This is a genomic window from Ahrensia marina (genome assembly GCF_042140245.1).
Lineage (GTDB): Bacteria > Pseudomonadota > Alphaproteobacteria > Rhizobiales > MH13 > MH13.
The window spans coordinates 2,149,144-2,173,497 of sequence record NZ_CP159483.1; the positions used below are offsets into that span (position 1 = coordinate 2,149,144).

25 protein-coding genes are annotated in these 24,354 nt (G+C 56.9%); 10 read left to right on the forward strand and 15 right to left on the reverse strand.

Features of this window, described 5'->3' with window-relative positions:
- Positions 1–11: 11 nt before the first annotated feature.
- From hisD to ABWH92_RS10535, 3 genes are read left to right on the forward strand one after another with little or no spacing between them, the layout of a single operon-like run.
- A complete protein-coding gene (hisD, locus tag ABWH92_RS10525) occupies positions 12–1,319 on the forward strand; it encodes a histidinol dehydrogenase (protein WP_375568125.1) in 1,308 nt (435 codons plus the stop codon).
- A gap of 15 nt (positions 1,320–1,334) precedes the next feature.
- Positions 1,335–2,315 carry a YeiH family protein gene (locus ABWH92_RS10530; protein ID WP_375568127.1) on the forward strand — a complete coding sequence of 327 codons (981 nt, stop codon included), beginning with the start codon at positions 1,335–1,337 and terminating at the stop codon, positions 2,313–2,315.
- Positions 2,316–2,339: 24 nt separating this feature from the next.
- Positions 2,340–2,717: a Rid family detoxifying hydrolase gene (locus tag ABWH92_RS10535; RefSeq protein ID WP_375568129.1), complete on the forward strand. Its 378-nt coding sequence runs from the start codon at positions 2,340–2,342 to the stop codon at positions 2,715–2,717.
- Positions 2,718–2,730: 13 nt separating this feature from the next.
- Here ABWH92_RS10535 and ABWH92_RS10540 read toward each other — a convergent pair whose 3' ends face one another.
- The 5 genes from ABWH92_RS10540 to ABWH92_RS10560 all read right to left on the reverse strand — a co-directional run bounded on the left by ABWH92_RS10540 (position 2,731) and on the right by ABWH92_RS10560 (position 7,523).
- Positions 2,731–4,014 (reverse strand): FGGY-family carbohydrate kinase, encoded by a 1,284-nt coding sequence (locus tag ABWH92_RS10540; RefSeq protein WP_375568130.1) that lies wholly within the window; start codon positions 4,012–4,014, stop codon positions 2,731–2,733.
- On the reverse strand, positions 4,011–4,976 hold the full coding sequence (locus tag ABWH92_RS10545; RefSeq protein WP_375568132.1) for a class II aldolase/adducin family protein: 966 nt from the start codon (positions 4,974–4,976) through the stop codon (positions 4,011–4,013). Before ABWH92_RS10545 ends, ABWH92_RS10540 begins: the two co-directional genes overlap by 4 nt.
- Positions 4,969–5,832: a TIGR01459 family HAD-type hydrolase gene (locus tag ABWH92_RS10550; protein ID WP_375568134.1), complete on the reverse strand. Its 864-nt coding sequence runs from the start codon at positions 5,830–5,832 to the stop codon at positions 4,969–4,971. The genes ABWH92_RS10545 and ABWH92_RS10550 overlap by 8 nt, the downstream gene beginning before the upstream one ends.
- A 9-nt stretch (positions 5,833–5,841) precedes the next feature.
- The gene (locus ABWH92_RS10555) at positions 5,842–6,768 is read right to left on the reverse strand and encodes an N-acyl homoserine lactonase family protein (RefSeq protein WP_375568136.1); all 927 of its coding nucleotides are present in this window, start codon (positions 6,766–6,768) and stop codon (positions 5,842–5,844) included.
- 101 nt (positions 6,769–6,869) lie between these two features.
- Positions 6,870–7,523 carry a GntR family transcriptional regulator gene (locus ABWH92_RS10560; RefSeq protein ID WP_375568138.1) on the reverse strand — a complete coding sequence of 218 codons (654 nt, stop codon included), beginning with the start codon at positions 7,521–7,523 and terminating at the stop codon, positions 6,870–6,872.
- A gap of 137 nt (positions 7,524–7,660) precedes the next feature.
- On the opposite strand from ABWH92_RS10560, the gene ABWH92_RS10565 reads away from it, so the two are divergent.
- The 7 genes from ABWH92_RS10565 (at position 7,661) to ABWH92_RS10595 (ending at position 14,742) form a co-directional block, all read left to right on the forward strand.
- Positions 7,661–8,740 (forward strand): ABC transporter ATP-binding protein, encoded by a 1,080-nt coding sequence (locus tag ABWH92_RS10565; protein ID WP_375568140.1) that lies wholly within the window; start codon positions 7,661–7,663, stop codon positions 8,738–8,740.
- A 52-nt stretch (positions 8,741–8,792) separates the two neighbouring features.
- Positions 8,793–10,133 (forward strand): extracellular solute-binding protein, encoded by a 1,341-nt coding sequence (locus ABWH92_RS10570; protein ID WP_375568142.1) that lies wholly within the window; start codon positions 8,793–8,795, stop codon positions 10,131–10,133.
- Between the two features lie 73 nt (positions 10,134–10,206).
- Positions 10,207–11,145, forward strand: coding sequence for a carbohydrate ABC transporter permease (locus ABWH92_RS10575; protein ID WP_375568144.1), 939 nt, complete (start codon positions 10,207–10,209; stop codon positions 11,143–11,145).
- 1 nt (position 11,146) lies between these two features.
- Complete coding sequence (locus ABWH92_RS10580) at positions 11,147–12,022, forward strand: carbohydrate ABC transporter permease (protein ID WP_375568146.1); 876 nt, start codon at positions 11,147–11,149, stop codon at positions 12,020–12,022.
- Between the two features lie 5 nt (positions 12,023–12,027).
- Positions 12,028–13,224 (forward strand): Tm-1-like ATP-binding domain-containing protein, encoded by a 1,197-nt coding sequence (locus tag ABWH92_RS10585; protein WP_375568148.1) that lies wholly within the window; start codon positions 12,028–12,030, stop codon positions 13,222–13,224.
- Complete coding sequence (locus ABWH92_RS10590) at positions 13,205–13,876, forward strand: class II aldolase/adducin family protein (RefSeq protein ID WP_375568150.1); 672 nt, start codon at positions 13,205–13,207, stop codon at positions 13,874–13,876. Before ABWH92_RS10585 ends, ABWH92_RS10590 begins: the two co-directional genes overlap by 20 nt.
- 329 nt (positions 13,877–14,205) lie before the next feature.
- The gene (locus ABWH92_RS10595) at positions 14,206–14,742 is read left to right on the forward strand and encodes a Crp/Fnr family transcriptional regulator (RefSeq protein WP_375574234.1); all 537 of its coding nucleotides are present in this window, start codon (positions 14,206–14,208) and stop codon (positions 14,740–14,742) included.
- A gap of 21 nt (positions 14,743–14,763) precedes the next feature.
- Here ABWH92_RS10595 and ppsA read toward each other — a convergent pair whose 3' ends face one another.
- The 10 genes from ppsA to ABWH92_RS10645 all read right to left on the reverse strand — a co-directional run bounded on the left by ppsA (position 14,764) and on the right by ABWH92_RS10645 (position 24,232).
- On the reverse strand, positions 14,764–17,148 hold the full coding sequence (gene ppsA, locus ABWH92_RS10600; protein ID WP_375568151.1) for a phosphoenolpyruvate synthase: 2,385 nt from the start codon (positions 17,146–17,148) through the stop codon (positions 14,764–14,766).
- 71 nt (positions 17,149–17,219) lie between these two features.
- Positions 17,220–17,627 carry a CBS domain-containing protein gene (locus tag ABWH92_RS10605; protein ID WP_375568153.1) on the reverse strand — a complete coding sequence of 136 codons (408 nt, stop codon included), beginning with the start codon at positions 17,625–17,627 and terminating at the stop codon, positions 17,220–17,222.
- Positions 17,624–17,794, reverse strand: coding sequence for a (Na+)-NQR maturation NqrM (nqrM, locus tag ABWH92_RS10610; RefSeq protein WP_375568155.1), 171 nt, complete (start codon positions 17,792–17,794; stop codon positions 17,624–17,626). Before nqrM ends, ABWH92_RS10605 begins: the two co-directional genes overlap by 4 nt.
- Before the next feature lie 9 nt (positions 17,795–17,803).
- Positions 17,804–18,778 (reverse strand): FAD:protein FMN transferase, encoded by a 975-nt coding sequence (locus tag ABWH92_RS10615; RefSeq protein ID WP_375568157.1) that lies wholly within the window; start codon positions 18,776–18,778, stop codon positions 17,804–17,806.
- 2 nt (positions 18,779–18,780) lie between these two features.
- On the reverse strand, positions 18,781–20,001 hold the full coding sequence (gene nqrF, locus ABWH92_RS10620; protein WP_375568158.1) for an NADH:ubiquinone reductase (Na(+)-transporting) subunit F: 1,221 nt from the start codon (positions 19,999–20,001) through the stop codon (positions 18,781–18,783).
- The gene (nqrE, locus tag ABWH92_RS10625; protein WP_375568159.1) at positions 19,998–20,597 is read right to left on the reverse strand and encodes an NADH:ubiquinone reductase (Na(+)-transporting) subunit E; all 600 of its coding nucleotides are present in this window, start codon (positions 20,595–20,597) and stop codon (positions 19,998–20,000) included. Before nqrE ends, nqrF begins: the two co-directional genes overlap by 4 nt.
- Positions 20,594–21,259: an NADH:ubiquinone reductase (Na(+)-transporting) subunit D gene (locus ABWH92_RS10630; protein ID WP_375568161.1), complete on the reverse strand. Its 666-nt coding sequence runs from the start codon at positions 21,257–21,259 to the stop codon at positions 20,594–20,596. Before ABWH92_RS10630 ends, nqrE begins: the two co-directional genes overlap by 4 nt.
- Positions 21,260–22,051, reverse strand: a complete 792-nt coding sequence (nqrC, locus tag ABWH92_RS10635; RefSeq protein WP_375568162.1) for an NADH:ubiquinone reductase (Na(+)-transporting) subunit C — start codon at positions 22,049–22,051, stop codon at positions 21,260–21,262.
- On the reverse strand, positions 22,044–22,919 hold the full coding sequence (locus ABWH92_RS10640; RefSeq protein ID WP_375568164.1) for an RnfABCDGE type electron transport complex subunit D: 876 nt from the start codon (positions 22,917–22,919) through the stop codon (positions 22,044–22,046). The genes nqrC and ABWH92_RS10640 overlap by 8 nt, the downstream gene beginning before the upstream one ends.
- Positions 22,919–24,232 carry a hypothetical protein gene (locus ABWH92_RS10645; RefSeq protein WP_375568166.1) on the reverse strand — a complete coding sequence of 438 codons (1,314 nt, stop codon included), beginning with the start codon at positions 24,230–24,232 and terminating at the stop codon, positions 22,919–22,921. Before ABWH92_RS10645 ends, ABWH92_RS10640 begins: the two co-directional genes overlap by 1 nt.
- Positions 24,233–24,354: the final 122 nt, after the last annotated feature.

Below are 24,354 nucleotides of genomic sequence, written 5' to 3' on the forward strand. Positions count from 1 at the left end.
GACTTTCTTGCATGCCCGTTACCTACTTGAAGACGGCCGTGAAAACGGCTGAAACAGACCAATCTGACGTTCAGCAGACAGTGGCTGATATGCTCCACGCCATTGAAGGTGGCGGTGAGAAGGCTGCGACAGAGTACTGCCGAGCCTTTGACGGTTGGGATGGTGATATCGTTGCTGGGCGCGACATGATTGATGCTGCCATTGAACAGGTGCCGGATCAGCTGAAGAGTGATATTCGTTTCGCGCATGACAATATTGGCCGCTTTGCCGAAGCGCAGCGTTCGACCATTCAAGACTGCCAGATTGACGTCATCCCTGGTTTGACAGCAGGGCAGAGGCAAATACCGGTGTCGGCGGCAGGGTGCTATGTGCCTGGCGGGCGTTACAGCCATATCGCCTCAGCCATCATGACGATTACGACCGCCAAGGTTGCTGGCGTGCCGCACATCACTGCTTGCTCGCCACCCAAACCTGGTGCGGGCATTCCGGCTCCTATCCTCTTCACGATGGATCTCTGTGGCGCGGATGTGATCTTGAACATGGGCGGCGTTCAAGGCATCGCAGCAATGGCCTATGGCCTGTTTGGCTTGCCAAAGGCGGACATCTTGGTTGGTCCTGGCAATCAGTTCGTCGCTGAAGCCAAGCGGTTGCTGTTTGGACAAGTGGGCATCGACATGTTCGCTGGGCCGACTGATTCCATGGTGATCGCTGATGCCTCTGCTGATCCAACTGTGGTTGCGTGGGATTTGGTCGGTCAGGCTGAGCATGGCTACAATTCGCCGGTTTGGCTCGTGACCGATAGCGAGGCCCTGGCCAATCAGGTCAGAGCTCTCGTGCCCGGATTGATCGCCCAGCTGCCTAAGATCAACGCTCAAAACGCCGAGGCCGCTTGGCGAGACTATGCGGAAATCATCCTCTGTGTGGATCGCGACGAGATGGTGCAAACCGCCGATCGTTACGCGCCGGAGCACTTGCATGTACAGGCGAAGAATCTGGATTGGTGGCTTGAGAATCTATCGAGCTACGGCTCATTGTTTTTAGGTGAGGAGACCACTGTGGCCTTCGGTGACAAGGCTGCTGGCCCCAATCACGTGCTGCCAACGTCGGGCGCAGCGCGGTATACAGGTGGGCTTTCGGTTCACAAGTTCATGAAAACTGTCACCTGGCAGCGCGCTACGCGTGAAGGCGCCAAGCCCGTTGCCGAAGCCACAGCACGTATCTCCCGCCTTGAAGGCATGGAGGGGCATGCTAAGACGGCAGACATTCGCCTTGAGAAATACTTCCCTCAAGAAACTTTCGATCTTCGCGCGACCAGCTAGTCTGGGGGCTGTTCTTTGTTCTCCATCTTCAAGCCGCTCGCGGGCGGTTACAGCGGCTTGGCCTTGGCCGTTACGATTGCTCTGTGTGCCGGTTTTTTATCGGAGCACTATGGGGCGCCGGTCATGCTGTTTGCGTTGCTTGTTGGCATGGCGTTTAACTTCTTGGCCGACCACCCCAAATGCGCTGGTGGCATCACGTTCGCGTCGAAATCACTGTTGCGCATTGGCGTGGCGCTGCTTGGCTTTCGGCTCAGCCTCAGCGATGTGACAGCGCAAGGCTGGGAACCCGTTGCCGTGATCATTGGTCTGGTCGCGTTGACGCTGTTTAGCGGGGCGTTGCTGGCCCCCTTATTCAAGCGAAAGATTGCCTTCGGTATTCTGACCGGTGGTGCAACGGCCATCTGCGGTGCATCGGCTGCGCTGGCAATCTCCGCCGTTATGCCAAAACGCGACAATCTGGAGCGTGACACGCTGTTCACCGTGGTGGCTGTCACCACGCTGAGCACCGTCGCGATGGTGCTCTACCCATTGCTGTTTTCTGTGCTTGGTTTCAACGATGAGCAGGCGGGATTCCTGATCGGTGCGACGATCCATGATGTTGCGCAGGTGGTGGGTGCCGGTTTTTCGATCAGCGATGAAGCGGGCAATGTTGCCACGCTCACCAAATTGCAACGAGTCTTGCTCCTGCCAGTGGTCATTCTTGCGATCCTGCTCGCCACCCGCAAAAGCGACGGCGAAGGTGTAGGTATTCCACTGTTTGTGATCGCCTTCATCGTCTTCATGCTGATCAACTCAACGGGCGTATTGCCGCCAGCAATTGTTTCGTTCTTCGTTGAAGCGAGCCGCTGGATGCTGATCACGGCGATTGCCGCATTGGGGGTAAAAACCTCGCTTGGTGCCATGGTCAATCTTGGCGGTAATCATATCGCGTTGGTCGTTGCGCAAACCATTTTTTTGCTGGTCGCGGCTATCGCGGCCAAACTTCTTTTTTTGTGACCCACCCCAAAGGGAGACGCTTCTATGCCCGTAACCACCTTGATTGCTGATGGCGCGCCGCCAGCCGTTGGTCCGTACAGCCATGCCGCGCAGGCAGGCAATACGCTCTACATTTCTGGCTGTCTTGCGCTTGATGAGACAGGTACGTTTCTTGGTGGCGATGCGGCCGCACAGGCTCGCCAGGCGCTGAGCAATTTGGGCAAAGTGCTGGCCGCTGGTGGTCTTGGGCCGAGCGATGTTGCCAAAGCGGTGGTTTTTTTGACGGACATGGGCGATTTCGCTGCCGTCAACGCCGTTTATGCTGAGTTTTTCGGCGACCACAAGCCGGCGCGCTCGTGTATCGCGGTTGCCGCTCTACCTCTTGGAGCAACGGTTGAGATCGAAGCCGTCGCTGTCAAATAAAGACCGCTTACGATTACGTGGCGTGCCAGCACAGGCGCGCCACGCCAACACTTGCCTCAGCTTCATCGGCCTGCTCGACAGGCACACCCAAAAGTCGCTCGCGCATGGCGGTCCAGACAGGGTTCTTGGCGCCACCCCCTGCGGTGAAAACGCGCCTTGGAGCAGGGGAGCCGAGCTCTGTGAGCCGAGCATAGCCCTGCGCCTCAATGCGGGCGATGCTCTCCAACATGCCCTTGAGAAAGTCCACGTTGCTCTGTGGGCGCGGGTCGAGCCGCGGTGCTAGGTCTGGATCGTTGATCGGAAATCGTTCGCCGGGTCTCAGGAGCGGGTAGTAATCCAGTTCGCTTGGTGTTTTCGGATCGATCTGCGCGCTCAATGTGGCCAGCTCATCACGTTTGAAGAACGAAGCCAGCACGCCGCCGCCTGTGTTTGATGCACCTCCAGCCAGCCAGCTATCGCCAACTTTGTGGCTGTACACACCGCTCGCTGGATCATCGATACGCTTGTCGCTTAGCAGTTTGATGGCCAGTGTCGTGCCCAGCGATGTAACCGCATCGCCGGCATGCCGTGCGCCAGAGGCGAGAAACGCGGCGATGCTATCTGTGGTTCCAGCATGCAGTTGAAGCGCGGGTGAAAGCCCAAAGCGTACTGCGGTCTCAGCCCCCAACTTGCCAATTGCTGCTCCTGTTGGATGGACTGTCGGCAGCAAGGATAACGACACGCCCAGCGCATCAAACCAGCTTGGCCACGTTTGGTCGGCGGGGTCCCATCCGAGCTTTAAAGCGTTGTTATCGTCTGAGCCGAGCGAGGTGCCCGCAAGTTTTGCGGTGATGAAATCGGCTTGGTGCAAGAGGTGCTTTGCTTTGCCGTCTTTGTCGTGTGCTTGCAGGCGCAACATACGCGCCAAAGCTGATGAACTTCCACGTGTTATGGATGTCAGTTCAGCAAACTGGTCGATGCGTTCTGCTTCCTGAATGAACCCCGAGCTGTTGTACATTAGCGCGTGTGTGACGGGGGCTAGTTGGTCATCGACAAGAACCATCGACCCCGAGGTTCCATCGACCGCGGCGCGGCTAATACGGTGAGGGTCAATGCTCAAGCTTCGCAACTGTTGAACCTGATCGTCCAGCGCCCGTGCCACTGCATCCCACCAGGACATTGCGTCCTCATTCGAGGTTGGCGTGTGGCTTGCCGTGGCCGTTCCAATGACACCGCCAAAGCGATCAACGATCGCGGTGCGTACACCCGATGTTCCAATATCAATGCCCAGAGCGAAGTCGGATACGCCGTTGGTCATGCGCGTCGGGCTGCCAGTGCTTGGCGATACTTTTCCGCGTCCCAGTTGAGAAGCTCTGCTTCGGCCTCACTGCCGATGGCATTGGGATCCCAGTTTGCTGGCAGACGCGTTAGAACATCGCTGAGACACTGCGCCATAGCTTTTTGCGCGGGCGTGGCCTCCTTTCGGATGGCCAGGTCCTGGCCTTGGATGAGACAGGCTGGTGCGCCGTCAACTGGCTGTGTTGGTAAGGCAGGTCCAAGAAAAACGACATGATCAGGGTAATAAGACCCTTGAGTTGCGAGCGAAAAGAGCTGTGCATCGTGGGCCAACGCGCTGGTTTGAAGCCAAATGAAACCGTCTGGCGCGCTACCCTCCGGCGGTGAGCCATCTGCCAAAACTGGCATGGCCAGGCGTCTTTCCACTTCGCCCATCAAGGTGGCGACATCAGGCGCGCTGTCTCCTGCGACGATGAGACCGTGATTGCCAAGAACGAAGACTTGGACGCTGGGTGTCATCTTCGCGGCGATGGCCTCCGTTAAGGGCCGCCCTGGTTTGCAATAGGGCACGAAAGCGACCGGTAAGCCATCGAGCTTGCGTTTGGCCTCCGCAAAGCCTTGATCGCTGGTCGCATGGACAAGCGTTGCCACGGAGTGGGTGTGGGCCACGACTGGCCAGTCGATAAGGGCATGGAACGTTGTTTCAATAGAGGGCCGCAAGCCGCGTTCAGGATCCAGGATTGCGGCCTGGCATGTGCCATCGCCTGCACCTTTGGCCTCGGCAAGAGCGATGGCCCGATCGACTGCTACGAAAATGTCATCGTCAAGGGCGTTGGCAAGCTCTGTGCCGGATGCTTTGATCCAAAGTGTCTCGCCCAGTTTGATGGATGTGTTGCCGCCTGGTCCCTGAACGCGAAGCGGGTCGCCGCCGCAATCTGCCGATAGGTCCAAGAAGTCCTGTGGAAGGGGTGCTTGCTCACCCATGGGTTTCGTCCTCTCCGGCCAGATAATGGATGACATAGTCTGGCAATGGCGCGTTGTGTTCGCCTGCCAATTGGGTTGTGGCCGCCAATGCATCCCCAGTTTCAAAGGCGTCTGCGTGCAATCCTTTTGTCACGAAAACCGTTTTCCAACCGGCGCTGGTGCCGCCTGCTACATCATGCTCCAGAGAGTCCCCAACCATCAGAGTGGATGAGGGTGCAGCGTCCAGAGCTTTGGTGAGGGCATCGAAAACGGGCCGATGGGGTTTGCCGTAGAAAGCGACTTTCCCGCCCGCTTCGCTGTAAGCGTGGGCGAGAGCGCCTGGTGAAAGCTGCACCACACCATCTGCGCGTGGTGAGCCGCGATCCGGGTTGGTGCAGTAAAGGGGCAGGCCACGGCTGCGCGCTTGATCCAGGATGGCCCGTTCATCTGAACCATCTCCACCTTCTGGCATGCCCATCAGAAGAATGGCGTCGGCATTCTCTAGCGTATCGGTCCAGTTAACGGTGAGGTTGTCAGCCCATTTTTGAGCATCGCCCGGTTGGGATGTGATCGCGAACAGGCGGCCGGGGTCGACCCGTTGTTTTTGCACATCCTGCCAAAACGCCTCACCAGATGTCATGACCTCGACGAAGAGGTGTGCTGGCAAACCCATTGCTTCGATACGCGCACGATTGGGCTGCGCTCGTTTGCCTGAATTGGAAAGGACGGCCAGTTTCTTGCCCGCTGCGGCGAGCGCCACAATTGCCTCAGCCGCGCCAGGGTAGGGGGTGGAGCCGTTGTGCAGCACCCCCCATTGATCGAATACCACAGCATCGCATTGATCGGCCACGGCCATCAGGCTGTCGATGATGTGCATAAGAGGTGATCAGTCCGGTGTTGGTGGCACAAGGCCTGCAATATATGCCTCAACATCCGCTTTAGGCATAGCCGGTGCAGATTTATCGACTGTTCCTGCCGGCATGTCGCCAAAATAGAATTGGTAGCCAGGGATCACTTGGCGACGCTTGCGCAACGGCATGCCTTCGTATGGGAACACGTCTGAGCGTTCATTGGCCACCTTATCATGGCAAGCCAGCACATAGTCAGCACGTTTGTCCAACTCTTCGACGGACTTCCAACCTTCGAACGAATTCACAAACCGTGCAGGCACCCAATAGCGCCAGCCTTCGGCGGGATTGGGCTCCAAATTGCGTTCCTGGAAGATGGCGTCACCGGCAACGACGATATCACCGGCTGATGTGGCAACGGTCACGGCCATATGACCCACAGAGTGTCCAGGTGTGTGGAACATGGTGATGCCGGGGAGAACCTCGCACTCATCCTCCACGGCCTCAAAGACGCAGCCAGCATAGGCGGGCTCAATGCCCAGGTAACCTGACTCATAGGTTCGGTAGTAGAGGGGGAGCGGGTTGTAGGCCATTTCGATCTCGGCCTTCGGCGCGATGTAGCGCGCGTTTTTGAACTCTTTCATGTTCTGCACATGGTCCCAGTGCAGATGGGTAAACACGATGGCGTCGATCTCGTCAGGGTGCACACCAAGCTTTTGCTCCAGATGCTCGTGCACCTGTAGGCAGCCGCGCTTGTCGCACTTGTGGTGATATTTTGTGGCACGCTCTTCATCACAGAGGCCGGTATCGATGAGAATCTTGTGCTCGCCGGTGTCCACATAGTGACAATAGACTGGGTTCCAGATCTTCTGACCCGCTGGGCCCTTCCAGAAAATGTAAGTACCGAGGTCTGCTTCGAGCCAGCCGGTGTTGATAGGATAAATTTTTGTCTGTTGAATGCCCATGCTACTCCGCTCCGGCTGTTGGTGCGGCCATTTGTATACAAAGATTTATATCTGTCTACAGTTCAGGGCAAAAATGACGAAAATTTACGCCATTCCGTGACCTAGTTGGCTGCCAGCACCCGCATGAAGCTTTCTTCCATATGTTTGCGCATATAGTCGAAAGCGTCGTTTGAGTTCGCAGAAAAGATTTTTTCGAGCAGTTCATCATGACTTTTCGCCGAGGCTAGCAAATCGGCTTTGGTGGCAAACTTCTTGGCTCGGAATGGCCCTGTGCGGCGGCGAAAATCGGATGCCATCTGCTGGATATAGGGATTGCCGGTGGCGCGATAGATGGCGTAGTGCAGCGCTTCATTGGCACGAAGGTAGCCGGGAAAATCACCGGCATTGGCGGCTTCATGGCATCGCGCTTGGGCCTCTTCCATTTGAGAGCGCGCCAGCAGTGTCAGGCGCTGCGCAACCAAACGTGCACACAAAGCTTCTATTTCATGCATGGCCTCAAACATCTGGGCCAACTCTTCGCGTGTATACTGTGCGACCCGCGCCCCGCGCCCTTCACCGGTTTCCAGGACACCTTGGGCTGTCAGACGACCTAGTGCTTCTCGGACGGGTGTACGCGAGGCGCCAAAGCGTTCGGCAAGTCGTGTTTCATCAAGGCGTTCGCCAGGTGTGATCTGGCCAGCAGCAATTTCATCCAACAGGGCTGTTTCGATCTTTTGCGCGACGCTGACGCGGCTACGTTGGGTCACCGAACTCATGAATTGGCTCTCCTTTGCACCCAGGCGTAGCGTATGCGGGGGCAAAAAACAACGATCTCGCCAATTTGTATGTTTTTGATTGCTTTTGTATACAAAGTATGCGTTGCTGGTTGAACTGGGAGAAAAGAAGAGCTGAAATGCCTGAAATCCGGTTGGAAAATCTGCGCAAGGCTTACGGCCCTGTCACTGTGATTGAGAATCTGAACCTCACCATGGACGATGGTGAGTTCACCGTCCTTGTCGGGCCCTCGGGGTGCGGCAAGTCCACGACATTGCGCATGATTGCGGGCTTGGAATCAGTCACTGGTGGTTCGATTTCCATCGGTGATCGTGACGTGACGCGGCTTGATCCCAAAGATCGTGATCTGGCGATGGTGTTCCAGGATTATGCGCTCTACCCGCATATGAATGTCGCTAAGAACATGTCGTTTGCGCTCCGCTTGGCGCGCTACCCAAAGGCTGAGATTGACTCACGGGTTAAGGAGGTTGCGGTCACCCTTGGCCTTGATCAGCACCTTGATCGTCGTCCCGGCGAACTGTCGGGTGGGCAACGCCAACGCGTGGCGATGGGCCGGGCGCTCGTGCGTGATGCGTCTACTTTCCTTTTCGACGAGCCACTTTCCAACCTAGATGCCAAGTTGCGCGGCCAGATGCGCGCCGAGCTGGCATTGATGAGCAAGCGCATTCAAAAGAACATGGTCTATGTGACCCATGATCAGATCGAGGCGATGACGCTGGGCGATAAGATCGTGGTCATGCGTGGTGGAGAGATCATGCAGGCGGGCACGCCGGAAGAACTTTACCGCCGTCCTGCCAACCGCTTTGTTGCTGGGTTCATCGGCTCACCAACCATGAACTTTTTGAGCGCGGAACTGCAACAGGAAGGTGATGCGCTTTTTGTCAGTGGACCGGGCTTCCAAATTCCGCTTTCCCCCGAGCGTACACAAAGCCTGGATGGCCGTAAGGACCGGTCTGTCCAGCTTGGAATCCGCCCTTCCGCTTTCGCCGAAGACGATGGCTCAGGCTCTCTGACGTTGCCCATTGTGTTGTCGGAGTACATTGGGGCGCAGTCGGTTCTGATGTCTGAGCTTGGCGGCCAATCCATCCAAATTGAAATTTCCACCGCAGCGCCGATCCCCGCTGGCGAGTCGCGCTCGTTCCGTATCGACAATGAGGAGTTGCACCTCTTCGATCCGCAGACTGAAGCGGCGCTCTGACGCGCCGCTGCAAACCGGCCAAAAGGCCATCATCATCCTTGGGAGGAACAAGATGAAATTGATTAAGACAATAGCCCTGGCGGCGCTTGTCGGCACTGCGATCAGCAGCGCCCCAGCGCTCGCGCAGATGCCCGCAGCTGTCTACGAGCCCTATCAGGACGTAACGCTTGTGGTGAACTTCCCTGCGCACCCGCACTATGATGCTGCGATGCGTGTGTTGCCGCTGTTCACGGAAGAAACCGGCATCGAAGTTGAAGTGGATCAGCTGCAATATCTTCGCATGCGTGAGCGCCAAACATTGGAGCTTACGCAGGATGAGGGCGATTACGACCTGATCGCCTATGTTGTGTTCTCAAAAGCCGACTATGTGTTTGCCGATCAGCTGCACAATCTTGCACGGTTCTTTATGGATCCCTCGCTTGCTGATCCGAACTACAACCCCGATGACTTGATCGATGGCTATGTGCAGAACATTGGCGTTGCCGGTGGCACCAAAGGCTATTTGCCTGGGCCAACGGGATCGCTGTTCGGTATTCCGTTCGGATCGGAAACGTCGGTGCTTGGCTATCGCACTGACATTTTCGAGGAACATGGGCTTGAGGTTCCAGAGACCTATGAGGAACTTCTGGAACTTGCCTGCCTAATCCCTGAGCTAGAGCCTGGTATGGGTGGTCTAGCGTCCCGTGCGGCGTCTGGTCACCAAGCAAGCCATGCCTATCTGTTGCACCTCAATCCGCTGGGTGGCGGCATCTTTGATGACAATTGGGAGCCAATCGTCAACAACGCGCAGGGCGTGGAAGCGGCTGAAGCACTGAAGAGCATTGTCGATTGCGGCATCGAAGGTTCAACAACCTTTGGCCCGTCCGAAGCTGCGGCGGCGTTTGCCCAGGGCCAATATGGTATGTTCCTGGACTCCATTGCCTTTGCTGCTGGATTTGAAGATCCGTCGCGTTCCACAATTGCTGGCAATGTTGGCTGGGCGATGCATCCCATGGGTGTTGAGCGTGCCTCCCAGACCGGTGGTTTTGGCCTCGCAATCCCCCGCAACGCGCCAAATGCTGAAGCAGCGTTCTTGCTGATGCAGTGGCTAACCAGCCCGCGGATTGATCTGATGATCGCCATGGAAGGCGGAAACCCATCGCGGTTCTCCACCTACCAAGATGCGGCGCTTAATGAGCGCTTCCCTTACTCGGCAACCTTTGGTGAGGCCCTGCGCTTTGCCGATCCAGACTGGCGTCCGATCATCCCAACCTGGGGTGAGATCAACGCTGATCTCGGCACAACGCTGAGCCAGGTTTTGACTGAAGGTGTTGATATTCAAGAAGCACTGGATGGCGTTGCAGAACGCGCGCGTGGGATCATGGATGAGGCCGGCTACTACGCCTGGCAGTAAACCACCCCAACTTGCGGCGGGCCGATCCATCGGCCCGCCGCTTCCACGGTTTTGAAGGTTCGGCTCAACGCTTATGAACATCCAAGCTGCCAATCGGCTCACGCCCTACATGTTCCTGGCACCAGCGGCTGCGGTGATGATCATCGCTCTGCTCTACCCAATTGGCTACATGGTCTATGCGAGCTTTCTGGATTGGAACCCGAGCCAACGTATTGGTGAGGCCGAGTTCATTGGCCTACGTAACTATATAAACCTCTGGAATTCCGACAGTTTCTGGGAAAGCTTCTGGGTGACCATCAGGTTCGCAGCGCTGGTTGTTTCCTTAGAAATGTTCCTTGGCGTTGGACTGGCTTTGCTGCTTGATCGCCAATTGCGTGGCATGGCGGTTTTGCGCACCATCTTCATTCTTCCGATGATGATTGCGCCGATCGTGGTCGGTCTGATGTGGCGCTACATGTATCACCCGCAGGTGGGCGTGTTTAACCGCTGGCTGAATGATCTCGGCTTCGATACCATTCCCTTTCTTGGCGATAGCAGCTGGGCGTTTGCATCGATTGTCATTGCCGATATCTGGCAATGGACACCTTTTATCTTCATTCTGGCTCTAGCGGCCCTTCAGTCATTGCCATCCTCGGCCTTAGAAGCTGCGCGAGTCGATGGCGCGACGGGTTGGCAGCAGATCCTCTACATCAAGCTCCCCTTAATGATGCCGGTGCTTATCGTGACCTGCTTGTTGCGGTTGATTGATGCCTTCAAGGTGCTTGAGGTTATCTTGGTGATGACCAATGGCGGGCCGGGGCTTTCAACGGAAATTTTGGCCTTGCGCATATCGCGCACCGCATCAGAGTTCCGGCAGCTTGGCGAGGCCGCGGCGATGTCGAACTATTTGCTCATCTTGCTGATGATTATAACGGCTGTGATGTTTGTTTATACCCGACTTAACGATGCCCGGCTTGCCCGTATACGTGCGGCTGGCGCCAGAGCCGCCCAGGCGGAAGAGGAGGCGGTGTAACATGTCGCAGGGACACATCGAAAACCGCACTAACCCCGCCTTTTACGTGCTGCTCATCTGCTTGGTGGTGATGTCTGCTGGGCCAATCGTGCTGATGCTTGCCAACTCGTTCAAGCTCAACGTCGACATTACCTCGCCCACTGCGAGCCTGTTCTTCATGCCAACGCTGCAAAATTATGAGACAGCGTTGTGCGAGTTCCTTCCCTATGATCCGGAGCATTTGCGCCGCTGCGACCCAACGTTTGGCCGTGCGCTGGTTAACTCGCTGATCATCTCTTTGGTTTCGACCGCGCTCACTTTGGTGCTTGGGTGTATGGCCGCCTACGCGATTGTGCGGTTCCGTTTCATGGGGCGCGATGCGGCAAGCTTCACCACGCTCATCATGCGTATGGTGCCGCCTGCGGTACTTCTGGTGCCAGTATTTGGCATCTGGAACGAGCAATTTGGCCTGGATGGAACGCGTTCCGGCATCATCTTGGTCTATGTGGCGATGAACTTGCCGTTTGTGATCTGGATTTTGCAGAGCTTCATCGTGCAGGTGCCGATCCAGCTGGAAGAGGCCGCACGAATTGACGGGGCAGGGCCGTTTCGGGTGTTCTTTCTGGTGGTGTTGCCTTTGATCAAACCAGGGCTGGCTGCGGCAGCGATTTTTACCTTCCGCGTGGCGTGGAATGAGTTTCTGCTCGCCAATGCGCTTTCCGATCGCAACTCGCGAACGGTTCCGGTGACCATTGTGAATTCGATCACCGAGTACAATATCGACTGGGGAGTCATCATGGCGACTGGGATGTTGCTTGCCATCCCCCCAATCCTCTTCACATTTTTCGCCTCGCGTCAGATCATCACCGGTATGACCGCGGGTGCTGTGAAGGGTTAGCGTTGATGGGCTGTTCCGTCCTGCTTCTGGCGACGATGGAAACCAAGCATGAGGCCATCGCCTACTTCAAGAAGGCGATGGATCGACACGATGTTCAGTGTCATGTGCTTGATCTGTCGTTGAATGCGCATGGTGAAGTTCTCTCCGGCGAGCGCAAGCTGCAATCCATGGCCGACGTGGCCAGCAATGCCTTGGTTCTTGCACGCGAAGCGATTGAAGCCGGCGCCACCGCTGCGGTTTCCATTGGCGGCGGAACAGGCGGAGAGATCGCGCTGCAAGTGATGCGCGGCATGCCGTTTGCGTTTCCCAAAATGCTTGTCACCACCCTTCCATTCGATCCGCGCTATGCGTTGGCTGATAACGCCATTGTTGTGGTGCCAACGCTGGCTGATGTCTGCGGTATCAATGCAGCGCTGCGCCAAGCGCTTGAAAACGCTGCGGCTATGCTGGCCGGTCTTTGCCAAACCTCCAGCACACTCCCTCACGTTTCTAACAATCCTTCCGTTGGCATCACGGCGTTGGGGGCCACGAGTGGCTGCGGTGATGGCTTGGTGGGTGCATTGAAGGCAGCAGGCCAAGAGGCCACTGTCTTTCATGCCAATGGGTTTGGTGGAGCTGCTTATGCGCGTTTTGCGCGTTGTGGCACCTTCCACTCCGTTGTCGACATGACCTTGCATGAGCTGACCCGCATTCATGTGGCCGGTGCACATGTTGAGATGCCTGATCGGCTTACGGCCGCGCGCGATGCTAGTGTGCCGCAAGTCTTACTGCCAGGTGGGTTGAATTTTATCGGGCTGGGCGAGTTGGCGCTGGTGCCACCGGCCTATCTTGAGCGCCCGCACTATCAGCATACCGGCTTTTTTACTCATGTTCAGCTGACCGAAGACGAAATGGCGTTGGTCGCTGAAAAACTTGCCGACAGTCTCAATGCTTCAAATGCGCCTGTTTCACTTCTCGTGCCTATGGGGGGCTTCTCCCATCAAGACGCGCCCGGTGGCGCGATCGAGTCACCCCAGCTTCGTCACGTGTTTCTTGATGTCATGCGCCAGCGCCTGTCGTCGTCCGTGACGGTGCACGCGTTTGACCATCACATCAATGAACCCGAAACGGTGCAGGCCATTATGGACGCGTTGCGTCCTCATCTGCCTGCCCGCGATACGATCCCCCATGAAGGAGCCCCCCATGTCCGCGCAAAAGCCTGACGCTAGCGAACTTGAAGCTAAGAAGGATGCGTTGATTGCCACTGCGCGCCGCTGTTTTGAGCGCGGTTTGCAAACCAATGCCGGGGGTAACCTTTCGGTTCGCTTGGCCTCGGTAGAAGCCATTGTCATCAAGCCATCTGGGGTTGGATTTGCTGAATGCACCCGAGACAATCTTCAAGTGGCTTATCTCGATGGAACGCTGGAACCGTCGGCGTTCAAGCCGTCCAAAGACCTGGATTTCCACGTTGACCTTTACCGTATCCGCCCCGACATCAACGCCATTGTTCACTGCCATAGCCCATGGGCCACAGGGTATGCATCTGCCGGTATTGAGATACCGTGTTTGACCGTGCAGACGATTGAGAAGATCGGGCGCATGCCGTTAATCCCACTGTCAGCAAACGGTGGACCGCAGACTGATGTGGAGATCTCTCCGGTTTTTCGCGATGCGTCTATCCGTGCAGCTGTGCTTGCCAATCACGGTACCATCGGTGTGGGCAAAACGCTGATGGCGGCGCAATATCTTGCTGAAATCATTGAAGAAACAGCGCACATTGCTTTCGTTCGTGACGCGTTGATGGCCGCTCATGGTAAAACGCTAGCAGACCTGCCTCGCTATGGAACAGCCAAGGAGGCTGCTGCCGCTCTCTGACATCATTTGTTGCTTCCTCGTTTGGTCGAAACCGATTTCGCTTCACCCGCTTCGCTCGATATGTAACTGTTGCCTGAGGTCATTCTCTATCCCTTAGGTCTGGTTGATGAACCAATCCCCGCAGCATGCGTCCTTCCGCACACGATGCGATCAGTGTGCCATCCACAATCGAGCCATTTGCAGTCGTGCTTCATCCGCTGCCGCGCAAGAGCTGCAAAGCTTAAGCCGCATTCGCCGTTTTTCTGCCGGTCAGGTGATCATAGGAGAACGGACGCAAAGCGGATTTCTCGGCAACGTTGTCTCGGGCATGGTGAAGCTGTGTAAGACTTCTGGAAGATGGTCGACAGCAGGTGGTTGGTTTGCTGTTTCCATCAGATTTTTTCGGCCGCCCGTTTGAAGAGCAGTCGCCATTTTCTTTTGAGGCGGCGACGGATGTTGAGATCTGTGTCTTTGAACGCCAAGCCTTTCAGAGTCTCCTGGAACGGTTCCCAGAGGTGGAACACGAGCTGCTTGTTCAGGTGCTCACAGAGCTGGATGCTGCTCGTGAGTGGATGGTGCTGCTCGGTTGCCAAAGTGCTCGCGAGAAGGTGGCCAGTTTTCTTTTGATGTTGCTGCGCCGCTCAACACTCATTGGTTGCGAAAAAGCAGGCAAACCTGACGCACCCATTGTGACCTTTCCCGTAAGTCGCAGAGATGTTGCGCTTTATCTCGGTACGACCCCTGAGACGGTGTCTCGACAGGTTCAGTGGATGTCGCGCAATAACATCATCAAGATCATTGATGGGCAGACATTCGAGATCACCAATCCGCAAAAACTGGCGCTTACGGCGGCGCGCGAGGAATGGCTGGATCAGCTCAGCGCTTGAGCTGATCCAGTTTGGAGGAGGCTATCCGCCCGCCTTTTCGGCCTCTGCAACATTGGCTTTGACGGCCAGGAAGCTGTCGGGTGTGACTGATATGCTGTCGATCCCAGCTTCTACGAGAAACTTCGCAAACGTCGGATCGTTGCTCGGTGCTTGGCCACACAGGCCGACTTTCGCACCGGATTTATGCGCGCGCTCAATGACCGTTTGGATCATCCATTTGACGGCTGGGTTTTGCTCTTCAAAAACGCCCGATAGGTGTTCATTGTCGCGATCAACGCCGAGGGTTAGTTGGGTCAGGTCATTGGAACCGATGGAGAATCCCGAGAAACGCTTGGCAAACTCTTCGGCCATGATGACGTTGGACGGCACCTCGCACATCACATAGATGTCGAGCCCATTTTGACCGCTTTTCAGACCGTTGTCTTCCATCACCTTAAGCACAAGATCGGCCTCTTCAGGTGTGCGGCAGAAGGGAATCATCACCAACACATTGGTGAAGCCAAGGTCCTCTCTCAGGTGTTTGATGGCTTGGCATTCGAGCGCAAAGCCGTTGCGATAGATGTCGGCATAGTAGCGAGAGGCGCCGCGCAGGCCAATCATCGGGTTCTCTTCATCTGGCTCAAAGGCCGAACCGCCGAGCAGTTTGGCGTACTCATTGGTTTTGAAGTCGCTCATCCGCACGATCACCGGGTTGGGGTGCGCGACTGCTGCAATCCGCGACAGTCCCCGTGCCAGCGTTTCGACAAAGTAGTGTTTTTTGTCTTCATAGCCTCGGGTGAGGGCTTCGATCTCATGTTTGTCATGATCATCATGCAGCCTATCAAAGGTGACCAGCGCCATCGGGTGTACCTGGACTGCGGAATTGACCACGAACTCCATACGCGCCAGGCCGACACCATCAAACGGCAAGCGCCACCAGCGGAACGCTGAAGCCGGGTTGGCGAGGTTCAGCATGATTTTGGTTTTGGTATCGGGCACGTGGTCGAGCGCGATATCTTCAACATCGAAATCCAGGTAACCCTGGTAGATGTCACCCTGTTCTCCACCGGCGCAGGAAATTGTCACCTTTTGCTTGTCATGTAGGATGTGCGTGGCATCGCCCGTGCCCACGATGGCAGGGATGCCAAGCTCTCGGCTCACGATGGCGGCATGCGAGGTGCGGCCACCATGGTCGGTGATGATCGCCGCTGCACGCTTCATGATCGGCACCCAGTCAGGGTCCGTTGTTGACGTGACGAGCACCGATCCATCCACAAATTGCTCGATATCCTGCGCGCTCTCGATGATGCAGATCGGGCCCTGCGTGATCGCGTTGCCAACGCTCAAGCCGCTTAGGATTGGTGTGTCATCGGTTTTCAGGGTGAAGTTTTTCATCACCTGCTGGTCGGCACGCGACTGCACGGTCTCTGGACGCGCTTGAACGATGTAGAGTTCGCCGGTCTCTCCATCCTTGGCCCACTCCATATCCATGGGCTGGCCGTAATGCTTTTCGATGATGCTCGCTTGGCAAGCGAGATCTACAATGTCCTTGTCTTCAAGCACAAAGCTCTGCTGCTCGCGTTTTGACGTTGGTACATTGATTGTTTCGCCGCCTTCTTGGCCGGCGTAGATCATTTTTTGCTCTTTCTCACCCAACCGCTTTTCAACGATGGGGCTAAGCGATGTGTCGTTCAAGAAGGGTTTGAAAACCTGATACTCGTCGGGATTGACGGCGCCCTGAACGACGTTCTCGCCGAGGCCCCAGGCAGCATTGATCAGCACCACTTTGTCAAAACCGGTTTCGGTATCGATCGAAAACATTACGCCGGAACCGCCAATATCGGAGCGAACCATCAACTGAACGCCGACGGACAGCGCGACCTTTTGATGGTCAAACCCTTTCATTGTCCGGTACATGATCGCGCGATCGGTGAAGAGCGAGGCATAGCATCGCCGACAGGTGGCCAGCAGCGCATCGGCTCCGCGCACATTGAGAAAGGTTTCTTGTTGCCCGGCGAAGCTCGCGTCTGGCAAATCCTCAGCGGTGGCGCTGGAACGAACCGCGACAGACAGTTCATCAGCGCCGGTTCGTTCTCTCAACTCCTCGTAGTGGGCCACGATATCGTTGCGCAGATCCTCTGGCCAATCCCCAGCTGTAAAAGCTTTTCGGATGTGCGTGCCAGCCTCTTGAAGCGTCATTTCTTTGGTTGAAAGATGGTTCAGCGTTTCATCGAGCACTTGGTCCAGGCCGTTGTGTTTGACGAAACCGCGGAAAGCGTCGGCTGTGGTTGCAAAGCCTGGCGGCACTTGGATGCCGGCGCTGCCCAACTGCTGGACCATCTCGCCGAGCGAGGAGTTTTTGCCGCCAACCAAGCCGACATCGCCGCGCGACAGTGTATCAAACCAGATGATGTTTTTCGTGCTCATGGCGTTTCCTCTATGCCGCTTTGTGGGCGTGTTGTTGGGTGTTGTTGGAAGAAGTCAGATTGCGAAAAGCCCTATCCCCACTGGCCCGCCAGCGCTCGTAGCGCATCGGTACGGCTGAGTTGGCCGACCAGCTTGCCGCCTTCCATCACGGGGAAGCGGCGGTAGGGTTTTTCGATGAAAAGGTTGGTGGCACGGATGATGTCCATGCTGGCTTCGATGGTCATCACTGGGTGACTCATATAGGCGTCCACGCGACCGCCCCAGTCGCGGTAGTAGCTCGCGTCGAGCGCTGCTTTGAGGCAGTCACGCTTCGTTAGAACGCCCACCAAAAAGCTGTCGGAATCCAGCACCGGTGCACCCGATATTTTGCGCTCGAGCAGGATGGTCATGGCGCGGTTGATTTCCATCTGTGGAGTCAGCGTCACCAAGTCACGTGACATGAAGTCGGCCACAAGCGGCAAGGCATCGGCGCGGCTCATGGTTCTTGCTCCAACAGTTTGCGGTTGGGGCAGATGGCGCACTCAATGTCTTTGAGGCAGGCAACACCGCCGCAGGACCCTTCGATAGGTTTGCGGCCTCCCATGACGCCAATGGCTAACCCAAGGATGGCCAGGGCAAACGCTGCAAACGTGAAAAGAAAAACCATCACTACCCCCTACGCCACGACATGGTCGGCGAAGCTGCCGGTCATGGTTTCTGTGAGGCCGTTTTCGCTGTGCGCCAGAAAGAGTGCTGACACGCCAAGTTCCGATGCTCGCGCGACCCCACGTTGATGACCGAGAACGGCAAAGGCTGTGGCAAGAGCGTCCGCTTCTATGGCGGTAGGTGCGAGTACCGAGACGGACGCCAGATCGTTGTTTGCAGGTCTTTGACCAGTTGGATCGATCAGGTGGCTGAGTTGAACACGTCCGCGAAAACCCTGCGGCGCATGGCCAGAGCTTGCTAGTGCTAGCTGTCGCAGCATGACAACACGATAGGCGCGCAGCGTGTCTGCGCCTGGATGCTCAATCGCGACCTGCCATGGGCGCCCTGAAGGGTGATGCCCAAGCATGGTAACCTCTCCTCCCACCTCGATCAGTGCGTTGGTTACACCCTCGAGACGTAGCAACGTTTTGATCTGATCAAGCGCGTGACCTTTGGCGATGCCGCAAAGGTCAAGGGTCAAATCAGCGTTTGCTTTGCGGATCGCATCAGCTTGAACTGCGACCTGTGTATATGACCCAGCACCACCTTCGATGGGGCCAAATCCAAAGCGGGCCACAGCCGGACCGACGGTTGGATCGAACGCGCCGTCTGTTAGATTGGCCACGTTGAGGCTCTCGGCGACCACATGGCAGACCTCTTGAGGTAAAGTCTGCCAATCTGTCGAGCGAAGCCGGTTGAAGCCCGAGATGACGGAGTCATCGCGCCAAGGCGACATGAGGAAATCGACGTTCTGAAGGACGGCCTCGATGGCTGGTCTGAAATGGCGTTCATCCGCAGATGTTCCGCTTGTCATGCGCCAAGTGCTACCGAATGCGTGGCCGCCAAAAGTGTGCGTGGCGGTATAGGCAGGCCTCGGTATGCCAAACCCGAGAAGTGTGCCGGACAGAGCGCTACCTGCGATGAAACTGCGTCGTGTGACCGGCATCGCTAGACTCCAAAGTCGTCGTTGAAGATGTGATCGCGGTCGACGCCGAGATCATCGAGCATCTGGAAAACTGCACGGATCATGAGAGGTGGGCCGCAGAGGTAGTATTCGCACTCTTCTGGTGCTGGATGGTCGCGCAGATAGCGTTCCAACGCGACTTGATGGACAAAACCGATCGCGCCTTGCCAGTCATCTTCCGGCTGCGGATCAGAAAGGGCGACCGTCCACTCAAATGTCTCATGAGCGTCGGCGAGTGCATTTAACTCGTCCACGTAGAGCAGTTCAGCCTTGCTGCGGGCGCCATACCAGAAGGTCATTTTGCGCCCGCTCTTGGTGATGCCCAGCTGCTCGTGGATGAGCGCGCGCAACGGCGCCATGCCAACACCGCCGCCAATGAACACCATCTCTTTGTCGGTGGGTTGGGCGCGAAAGGTTCCGAAGGGACCGGATGTTGTCACCGTCTGGCCAGGTTTCAGGTTAAACAGCCAGGACGAGACGATCCCCGGTGGTGCGTCAGGTTCTGACGGCGGTGGCAGTGCCAACCGGATGTTCAGCACCACACGCCGCGCTGCCGTGTCTTCCGGTCTGTTGGAGATGGAGTAGGCCCGGGTAACCTCCTCGGTGCTTTCCACGGACAGTGACCGCAGAGCGTGCCAGGCTGCGCTGTGCTCTTCAGGTGTGTCGATGGCGCTGTAGTTCAGCGTGTAGGGCGGCGCTGTTACTTGGACGTAAGAGCCCGCAACGATGGCCGCATCGAAATGATCTGGCAGTTGCAACACAATTTCCCGGATAAGGGGAGTGAGTGCCGTGACCGAGTGGACGGTGCATGTGTAGCTGGTCGCGCCGACCCATTCTTGCGGGGCTTCAACTGCCATATCGTCCCGCAGCGTGACCTGGCAAGCCAGATGCACGCCCTGGCGTCGGTCGGCGTTGGACAGATGCGCAACTTCCACGGGAAGGTAAGATTGATCCTCATCGAGCACCGTTACTCGACAAAGGCCGCATGTTCCGGCGCCGGCGCAAGCGGAGGGCACGAGCACATCGTGATCGTGCAGGGCTGTCAGCAGTTTTTGCCCCGTTTTGACGTCAAAATCGGTGGCGCCATTGACGGTCAAAACTGCGGGTTGTGACGGCATCAGAACGCCGCGGGCAACCATCACCATGGCTGTCAGAAGCAAGACCACACAGACAATGAGAAACGTGCCGAAAAGGATGACGCTCATGGCGTAACCCCGGCGAAGGCTGAGAAGCCTAAAGACATCAAACCTGTCACGATGAAGGCAATACCAAGGCCTTGAAGGCCTGCGGGTATGTTGGCGTACTTCAGCCGTTCGCGGATCGCGGCAAAGGTGATGATGGCCAGCGCCCAACCGAAGCCACTGCCAAAGCCGTAGACCACCGATTCTGTGAAATCATATTGCCGTTCAACCATGAACAGGCTGCCACCCAAGATGGCGCAATTGACTGTGATGAGGGGTAAGAAAACGCCCAGCGCATTGTAGAGCGCTGGCACATAGCGATCGAGCGTCATCTCAAGCACTTGGACGAAGGCGGCAATCACCCCGATGAAAGCGATCAGCTTGAGAAAGGTGAGGTCCATCTCCGGCAAGCCGAGAAAGCCCCACGCGCCCTCAACGAGCAGGCCATTGAAGATGAGATTGTTGAGGGGGACAGTCAGCGTTTGCACCGCAATGACGGCTATCCCAAGGCCAAACGCTGTCTCAAAGCGTTCCGATACAGCCAGGAACGTGCACACCCCTAGAAAGAACGAGAGAGCGAGGTTTTCCTGGAAAATGGCGGCCAGAAGCAGATCGGTCATGATCGTCCTCCGGCAGACTTTAGCGATGGGTGCAGTTTGAACTTTGGCGCTTCTACTTGTGCCGTCCAGCGCGTGCGGATTGCCCAGATTAACAAGCCGATGATGAAGAAGGCAGCAGGAGCCAGTTGCATCAGGCCAAGGGGCTCAAACCAACCGCCATCAGCTACTGTGACCAAGACCGTTTGGCCAAACAGGGTGCCTGCGCCAAGAAGTTCGCGGGTGCCGCCAACCAACAGCAGGATCAGGCTGTAGCCCAAACCGTTGCCGAGCCCATCCAAGACTGACGGTCCGATAGGATTGCGCATCGCGAACGACTCTGCACGTCCCAGCACCAGGCAATTGGTGACAATCAGGCCGACAAAGACAGATAATTGCTGGCTGATCTCAAACGCGAAGGCTTGCATCAACTCATCGATCACAATCACGAGCGAGGCGATGATTGTAATTTGAATGATAAGGCGAATGCTGTTTGGTATGTGGTGGCGGATAAGGCTGATGACGGCGGACGCCATACAGAGAACAGCCGTCAATGCGACGGACATCATGGCTGCTGTGGTGAGCGACGTTGTCACCGCCAAAGCTGAGCAGATGCCCAGGATCTGCAACGTAACAGGGTTTTCTTTCACCAAAGGCGTGGTGAGGTGGTGGGTCCAGCGCGCCATCTACAAGCCCTCCTCAGCCAAGCGATCCAGGAAAGGACCGTAGCCATCAGGACCCATCCAGAACTGGAGAGCGAACATCACGCCGTCACCGGTGCGTGTTGCGCCGGATATGCCATCGACCTCATGCACGCTTTGCGCTTGGCCGCGGACAACTTCGATGACGATATCGCCATCCTCGTTCAGCAGCTCTTTGCCGGGCCATAGTGATTGCCATTCGGGCTCGGCAATCCGAGCGCCAAGGCCGGGGGTTTCGGCCTGTTCGGTGATGGTTAGCGCGGCGACCGTTGAAAGGTCTGGTTCGAGCGCCAGCATGGCGCGGATCGTTGAGGCGTAACCGCTGCCATAAACTGGCAAGACGATCAGCAGCAGCTCGCCGTCGCGCTCTAACAGGTGCACCGGCGCGTAAAGTGGCTTGCGGCGAATGCTGGCGAGATCAGATGCCGTTGAGAGTTCGGTTGAAAGCTCTGGATCGGTTCCAGCAGCCGTAAAGTCGTAGGTTGTGGGATCGATGTCAGGTGCGAACGCACCTGTTTGCAGATCCACGATGCGTGTTTCCAGGGCGGTCACACCGGCGTCTTCCATGACCTCGCGCATACCAGGCAGTGTGTCGAGCATGGCCTCCATGCGCGCGGCCTGCTCAGCTTCAATTTGGGCCTGTTGGATGGGGTCAAGCAGCACCGAGGCTGTCGAAACCAGGATGGCACAGACGAAAGCAACCAAAGCTGCGACCGTGACCGTTTTGGTGGTGTCGTCATTGGGGCGTGCAAACAATGCACTCACCGGGTTAGCCATTATCAGCCTCCCCGCGCGATTGGTTGGATAGTCGTTGTTTGGTGCGTTTCGCCCGTCTGTTTTCGCGCCAGTAGGCGTTGGCCAGCACGGCCAGATGATCAATCAGAGGCGAAAAAACACTGGCTAGAAGTGCGGCAAACACAACGGCTTGAGAGCTCAGCTGATCGGTTGAAAATCCGGCGAAAACTGCGATCAAAAAACCTGCTAGTGCACCGTAAACCCATCGCCCCGGGTTGGTGGCGGTAGCGCTGAGAGCATCAGCGATCAAGAAAACAAGCCCTGCAGAAACCGGGATCAGCAAGGCTTGAACCGACACCAAGCCGCCTGACCAAGCCAAGGCGGCGCCAGCCACCGCACTTGTGGCCAACAAGACGCGCCAAGAGATAAGACCTGCCAGCAAAAGCAGGGCTGCGCTGGCAACGCTTGCCAGTGCCACCGACGTGGCCGTTGGTTGCAAAGACAACTGAGGAAACGAAAAGACCAGCAGGGCCAGTGTTGCGGCGGCTGGATGGACAAAGCCGAAGCCACGCCCGCCGAAGACGAGCTCGCCTAGTACAACTCCCAGCGACATAGCCACCGCCAGCTGCCAAGCTTCCACGCCAAGTGGCACAAAAAGGGTGACGAGCATTGCTGTGGTGAGGCCATGCAGAGACATGTCTGCATGACGCAAGAACGCGAACAGGTTTTCCCAAAACAGCGCCACGACCAAGGCTGTTGCGAGGATTGGCAGCACAAGCGGTCCACGGTTGATTACGTCCACAGCCAATGGCGCGGCCAATGCAAGTGCTTGGAACAGACTCACGCGCCCGGTGCTTGCCAAAAACGGCACCAAGGGTGCTGCGCGTACAGAGATAAGGCTGGTGCGCATTAGGCAGCGTCCTCAGCCAGCTCGTCGAGCACTGCACGCAAAAGAGGTCGGTAGTCTGCGCCGCTGGTGCAGATATGATTGAGGGCGGCAACATCCTCCTCAACCAGATCAAGTGCACCCAACCGTTTGGCGGCCTGTGCGTCGCCGACGCTTAAGGCCCGCATCATTGGGATGGCGAGGATATTGGCTGGTAGGGCGCGATCAACGGTCGTGTTGGGAACTAGGGTGGCTGTGCTGTTTGTTCCAAAGAAAGGTAAGCGCCGCGTCCAATCGGGCCGTGCTCCGCGAGAGCGCCGCGATACCACGCTGATCTGTGTGTGATAACGACCGAGGTAGCCTCCGTCTCGTCCTGATACCGATGATCCTGAAAGCGCGCGCGTGGAGCTTGGCTCCGCAGTGCCTTGGTCTATTTCCCCCTCCAGAAGACCGCGTATGTCGGCGCCAAGCGGTGCGCGAACAAGTTTTGATCGCTCCAGCGGTGAGCCGGTAAGTGCCACAACGCGGGAAGCGTCATAGCGGCCTGTCAGAAACAGGGTGCCGAGGGCAATGACGTCTTGAAAGCCAATGGTCCAAACCGGGCTATCAGGTGTGGCCGGGAAGAGTTGGTGAATGTGCGTTGACGCAAGCCCAGCTTGATAAGTGCCCTCAAAGGAAGCGGCGCGCATTGTCACCGACTCTGGTACGCGAAAGGTCGAGGACTTGGCTTGGCAGACGAACACTTCTCCGTCTGTTAGCGCGCCGAGTACCTCCAAGCCTTGCCGAAAGGCCTTTTCGCGGGCCGCGATCACTGGATCGGGGTCGACTGCGCCCGGTGACAGATCGATGGCGGTAACGAAGATCGCCGCGGGGTGCTCATCAGAGGCAGGTACCAAACCAAAAGGGCGGGATCGAAAGGCTGGCCAGAGCCCTTGTGATAGCAAGACCGCACGGATGGTTTCGCGAGAGGATGTGCTCAACGGCTCTGCGTCATCGGGCAGTTGGTCGTGACCGTCATCTGATGCTTTTGCGCGCACAACAAGCGCTGACAGCGTGCGCCGCGGTCCGAACTCGATAGCAAACACCTCACCTGCAATGGGTGAGGCAAAGCAGACCGCATCATCTTTGCGGTCGACAAAGAGAGTCTGCCCTTCGCGGACCCGTTCTCCGACTTCCACAAGAAACCGTGGACGAAGGCCGGGATAGTCCACGCCCAGCAATGCTGCCGCTTTGACGGTCTTCGACTCGTCAATGGTTTGTGATGGCGCTGCAGGCGCGGAAAAGCGAAGGCCGCGTCGCACCGAGACCGGCTTTAACTGTTTGCGTTCAAACGACATCTAGAGATGAGGAAAGAAGGTTGATTGGGGCACAACCAACCTTCCAGTATCACGCTTCTGGGTTCATTGACGGCCGTCAATGCCAGGAGGGCGCCACCGGTTATGACCAAGAGAGCCAGATG

Bases quoted from the DNA above. Each gene is read 5' to 3' on its own strand.
- ppsA (WP_375568151.1), bottom strand. From the start codon at position 17,148: ATGAGCACGAAAAACATCATCTGGTTTGATACACTGTCGCGCGGCGAT.
- ABWH92_RS10590 (WP_375568150.1), top strand. From the start codon at position 13,205: ATGTCCGCGCAAAAGCCTGACGCTAGCGAACTTGAAGCTAAGAAGGAT.
- ABWH92_RS10640 (WP_375568164.1), bottom strand. From the start codon at position 22,919: ATGCGCACCAGCCTTATCTCTGTACGCGCAGCACCCTTGGTGCCGTTT.
- ABWH92_RS10570 (WP_375568142.1), top strand. From the start codon at position 8,793: ATGAAATTGATTAAGACAATAGCCCTGGCGGCGCTTGTCGGCACTGCG.
- ABWH92_RS10540 (WP_375568130.1), bottom strand. From the start codon at position 4,014: ATGACCAACGGCGTATCCGACTTCGCTCTGGGCATTGATATTGGAACA.
- ABWH92_RS10580 (WP_375568146.1), top strand. From the start codon at position 11,147: ATGTCGCAGGGACACATCGAAAACCGCACTAACCCCGCCTTTTACGTG.
- ABWH92_RS10615 (WP_375568157.1), bottom strand. From the start codon at position 18,778: ATGCCGGTCACACGACGCAGTTTCATCGCAGGTAGCGCTCTGTCCGGC.
- ABWH92_RS10575 (WP_375568144.1), top strand. From the start codon at position 10,207: ATGAACATCCAAGCTGCCAATCGGCTCACGCCCTACATGTTCCTGGCA.
- ABWH92_RS10585 (WP_375568148.1), top strand. From the start codon at position 12,028: ATGGGCTGTTCCGTCCTGCTTCTGGCGACGATGGAAACCAAGCATGAG.
- ABWH92_RS10550 (WP_375568134.1), bottom strand. From the start codon at position 5,832: ATGCACATCATCGACAGCCTGATGGCCGTGGCCGATCAATGCGATGCT.
- ABWH92_RS10535 (WP_375568129.1), top strand. From the start codon at position 2,340: ATGCCCGTAACCACCTTGATTGCTGATGGCGCGCCGCCAGCCGTTGGT.
- nqrF (WP_375568158.1), bottom strand. From the start codon at position 20,001: ATGAGCGTCATCCTTTTCGGCACGTTTCTCATTGTCTGTGTGGTCTTG.
- nqrC (WP_375568162.1), bottom strand. From the start codon at position 22,051: ATGGCTAACCCGGTGAGTGCATTGTTTGCACGCCCCAATGACGACACC.
- ABWH92_RS10605 (WP_375568153.1), bottom strand. From the start codon at position 17,627: ATGAGCCGCGCCGATGCCTTGCCGCTTGTGGCCGACTTCATGTCACGT.
- nqrM (WP_375568155.1), bottom strand. From the start codon at position 17,794: ATGGTTTTTCTTTTCACGTTTGCAGCGTTTGCCCTGGCCATCCTTGGG.
- ABWH92_RS10560 (WP_375568138.1), bottom strand. From the start codon at position 7,523: ATGAGTTCGGTGACCCAACGTAGCCGCGTCAGCGTCGCGCAAAAGATC.
- ABWH92_RS10565 (WP_375568140.1), top strand. From the start codon at position 7,661: ATGCCTGAAATCCGGTTGGAAAATCTGCGCAAGGCTTACGGCCCTGTC.
- nqrE (WP_375568159.1), bottom strand. From the start codon at position 20,597: ATGACCGATCTGCTTCTGGCCGCCATTTTCCAGGAAAACCTCGCTCTC.
- ABWH92_RS10545 (WP_375568132.1), bottom strand. From the start codon at position 4,976: ATGGGTGAGCAAGCACCCCTTCCACAGGACTTCTTGGACCTATCGGCA.
- ABWH92_RS10555 (WP_375568136.1), bottom strand. From the start codon at position 6,768: ATGGGCATTCAACAGACAAAAATTTATCCTATCAACACCGGCTGGCTC.
- hisD (WP_375568125.1), top strand. From the start codon at position 12: ATGCCCGTTACCTACTTGAAGACGGCCGTGAAAACGGCTGAAACAGAC.
- ABWH92_RS10645 (WP_375568166.1), bottom strand. From the start codon at position 24,232: ATGTCGTTTGAACGCAAACAGTTAAAGCCGGTCTCGGTGCGACGCGGC.
- ABWH92_RS10630 (WP_375568161.1), bottom strand. From the start codon at position 21,259: ATGGCGCGCTGGACCCACCACCTCACCACGCCTTTGGTGAAAGAAAAC.